Raw genomic sequence first — 3652 nt, 5'->3', positions numbered from 1 at the left:
AAAAGCACCGAGCCGATCGATCCAGATTTCCAAACTGCTGATGACATTTGGGTAGTTCTCCTCAAGGTTAAATTTACGATCTTTAAATTGACAGGGGTGAAATTCATGTAGGTAGTTGTCGGTGGGGCGAGATCGGGATCGATATTTCAGATCCTAAAGATCGACGATCACACGCACTATTTACAATCTAAGTTCAGTTCGATCGTCCGAACTAATTAAATACAGATCAGCACGATCCAGACTAACCGATTTAATTGGCTGTCAAGTTGAACTTAATTATAAGATGCAACCATCTATCTGCAAATCAGATTTATTTACTTTCACCTAGAAATTAGGTGTGAATTTCTGAATAAATAGTGACAATCGATACAAATAGTACGGGAATTTGAGATGGCCGCTCGAAGAGAGTGGTGCTTTCTCAGGCGGCGATCCCAGAGATCGCACTCTAGTTGCTCGTAGCTCTAAGGTACCCTTGGTGATATCAGAATGAACATTGACGGCAGAAATTCTACTGAATCACGATCGAGATGAGTGGTGCTGGAGCGCGAAGATCGTTGGTGGCGATCCCCCTAAAAAATCAGCCAGCAAGAGATTTACGCTTGACTGACTGAGATGATGTAATTTGGCTTCGCGATCGAGAAATTAAATAACTTAGGCTGGTGATTAGAATGTAAACGTAGTTCGGACGGCACCAATCACCGCACTGCTGCGATTGGTTTCATCAGTTGCCGTCAAGTAGATTAAGGCTGGCGTAATCGAAATATTGTCGCTGAATTTGTATTTATAGAAGCCTTGAAGTTGGAACGGCGTGCTGCCAGCACCACCAACATAAGGTTCGGCACCAATTGTCAAACCAGCGAGACTTCCATTCCCATCAACATTTGGGAAAGCAATTGCCGCACCATAACTCCAAATATTCTGAGTGCCACCCGCACGATTAGCATTAGATGTCATCACAAATCCGCTGAAGTTTAATTTTTCACTGGGTTTGAAGGCAATCGCCGCACCATAAGAATTGGCACGAGTAATACCGCCCTGATTATCATTAGCCAAATTAGTACCAATCGTCACCCCGGCACCACCAAATAGAGCACCACCCTCGTGAGAGCTGTTGATGTACGTCAAACCAGCCTCGACTTGAGGACTAAGTTGGAAGTTGAGTTGAGCCAGCAGCGAGTTGTTGGTACCAAATACACCATTATTCACAGTAGGGTTGTTGGCACCAAAGGCAAAGTAACCAACTGACAAAGATTTGATTCCGCTAGGTGCGATCGGCATCGTCACCCCAGCACCAGTACCGCCACCGATTTTATAGATCGGGCTATCTTCACCAAAGGCACTGACACCCTGAGTCGCACCAGTAAAATCGTCAACTACCGAATATGTGGGAGCATAGTCTGCTTGCAGCCCGTTAAATGCTGCCACGTAAGCATTTCCAGTCCCCAATGGGAACTGATACGCCAACCAGTCCACCCCGACAGAATTGGTCCCGCCAGTCTCGATGACTTGAGCACCCGTAGTACTAGGAAATCTGAGTGTGCTACCGAGGGAAGATTGGTTGCCGGTTGCTAACCGCGTCCAGAGCTTGTCTTGGCCGGTGAAGCTAGTTTCAAACAACAGTCGGACGCGATCGCCAAAGATGATATTACTATTACTACCGCCCCCACTGACAAGACCAGTGACATTAAAAACGGCTTCACCTTTGAGTTTGGTGGTAGTCGAGAATTGGCTGGCTTGGAGTTGAGCGACTTTTTTGTCGGTAGCGACCAACCGACCATCAAGTTCGGTAAGTTGAGCGCGATACTCTTGAGTCAATCTCGTTAGGACTTCGAGATCTGCCTTGGTGACAGCAGGTTGTCCACTAGCCGGTACGACGCTAGGCGGTGTCGCATCACCAGGCTGTTGAGCCAGCATTGGTTCCACCTTACTCAGACAAGTATTCAAACCCCGCGCAAACTCCAGTTGCGAGACTGGCTTGTTGTTCAGGTTCGCATTGCAACCATATTTAGTGGCGATATTTTGGAGCGCGGTATATTGCCAGTCACCAGGCTTGACGATATCGGTAGCCACATCATCCGGTCGATCGACTTCCGATGCGTTAGCTGGATCTGCTTCGCCAGCAGCGATCTGCACTGGCTGCTCACCACTGGCTTGGTTGCGGATTAAGTCCTTGCCGTTACCAGTAGCGGGTGACCTAGCATCAGTATTGTTGGGTGCGGCCATTGCGCCAGTGGAGAGCAATAACATCACACCCAAAAGCACAGAGCTGAAAGATCCAGATTTCCAAACTGCTGATGACATGTAGGTGATTCTCCTCAAGATGATAAATTTACGAGCTTTAAGTTGACAGTGATGACCTGCGTGGGGATGGCTGTCGGTAGGCGCGCGATCTTCACGCCGTGCCCGACGATCGCGCGCGAATTTACAGTCAAAATAGCTTAATCGTCCGACCAAATTAAATACTGATAAACACGATACCGTTGACCGTTATATTTCCGCGAACAGATTAATTGCGCGATCGCCGACCGATCGATCCAAATCATGTAAATTCTCGCGATCGATCTGGGCACTCTAGATTCATAGACAATTAGGTGTGGATTGAGGTAGTCAAAGATGAATCAGCAACTACAACAGCAGCGCGGATTAGATCTCGATTTTTGCATGACCACCAGCAAGTTTGCCCCGCGCGGGACGATTGCCACGTCAGATCGTCGTAGCTTAGAAATTCTCGAAGACAACGGACTGCAATTTGCGCAGGCAATTAAGGCCAAATTTGATGGCTCGCGCCCAGTCCTGGAAGATGTAATTTTTGCGACCCTAGAGCGATCGGACCTAAAATTGGGTCAAAGCTGGCTGAAGATCGAGCACTGTCTCAATCCTGAAGCCCGCAATAAGCCCTATTACGCCACCAAAATCACCAATCGATCGACCCAAAGAATTCGGATCGATCGGTTTGGCTCCTATCTTAAAATTGGCAAAACCCTAGTCCTGCATTCGATCACCGGCGGTTTTTTCAGCAGCCAACAATTTCAAGAATGGTATGGCCTAGGCGATAGTCAGTGGCTCGAACCAGGTCAAACAGTCATCGATCCCAACAATCACAGCAAACTAGGCATCTACTGGGGCTACTCCTTCACCACCGCTAACGGTGCCGAGTTTGTCGCCGCAGCAGCTTGGAAAGGGAAACCTTGGTGGCAATTGTGGTAAAGAGATAGCGGGAAGTTGGGAGTTGGGAGTTGGAAGTTGGAAGTTGGGAGCGGATAGTGAATAGTGAATAGTGAATAGTGAATAGTGAATAGTGAATAGTGAATAGTTGGGAGTATAAAAAGTTAAGACTCAGCTAACAACTAGTCCGACAGCCCCAAAGATCGATTATGCGATCGCCACCATTATCCCATTTACCTTTCTACGGGCAGGGTCGTTTCATACAAGAAAATAAAAATGCATAAACCCTGGTGCTTAGTCTTTAACCGCCCTCTGCGCAGGCAGACGCTACGCGAACGAATGAATTCGGGGCTAATAGCCAAAGTTCACTGAAGTGAACTGAAAGATTTTTCTTCTGGTGTATGAAACCACCCTGCCCTTGATAAGGGGAGGGCTGGGGCGATGCACTGAGCGACAGCCGAAGTGTGGGGTAAAGGACTAGGAATCA

The 3652-nt window shown here is 47.8% G+C and carries 2 protein-coding genes; one reads left to right on the top strand and one right to left on the bottom strand.

Features of this window, described 5'->3' with window-relative positions; all coding sequences use genetic code 11:
• Positions 1-663: 663 nt before the first annotated feature.
• The gene (locus RMO27_RS08460; protein WP_309731302.1) at positions 664-2301 is read right to left on the bottom strand and encodes an iron uptake porin; all 1638 of its coding nucleotides are present in this window, start codon (positions 2299-2301) and stop codon (positions 664-666) included.
• A gap of 312 nt (positions 2302-2613) precedes the next feature.
• Here RMO27_RS08460 and RMO27_RS08455 point away from each other — a divergent pair, with 312 nt between their 5' ends.
• Positions 2614-3207, top strand: coding sequence for a hypothetical protein (locus tag RMO27_RS08455; RefSeq protein WP_309731296.1), 594 nt, complete (start codon positions 2614-2616; stop codon positions 3205-3207).
• The last annotated feature ends 445 nt before the right edge of the window (positions 3208-3652 follow it).

The sequence above is a fragment of the Chamaesiphon sp. OTE_75_metabat_556 genome, assembly GCF_031378165.1.
In the GTDB taxonomy this organism is placed as follows: Bacteria; Cyanobacteriota; Cyanobacteriia; order Cyanobacteriales; family Chamaesiphonaceae; genus Chamaesiphon.
This window is presented reverse-complemented; position numbering and strand designations above follow the sequence as displayed.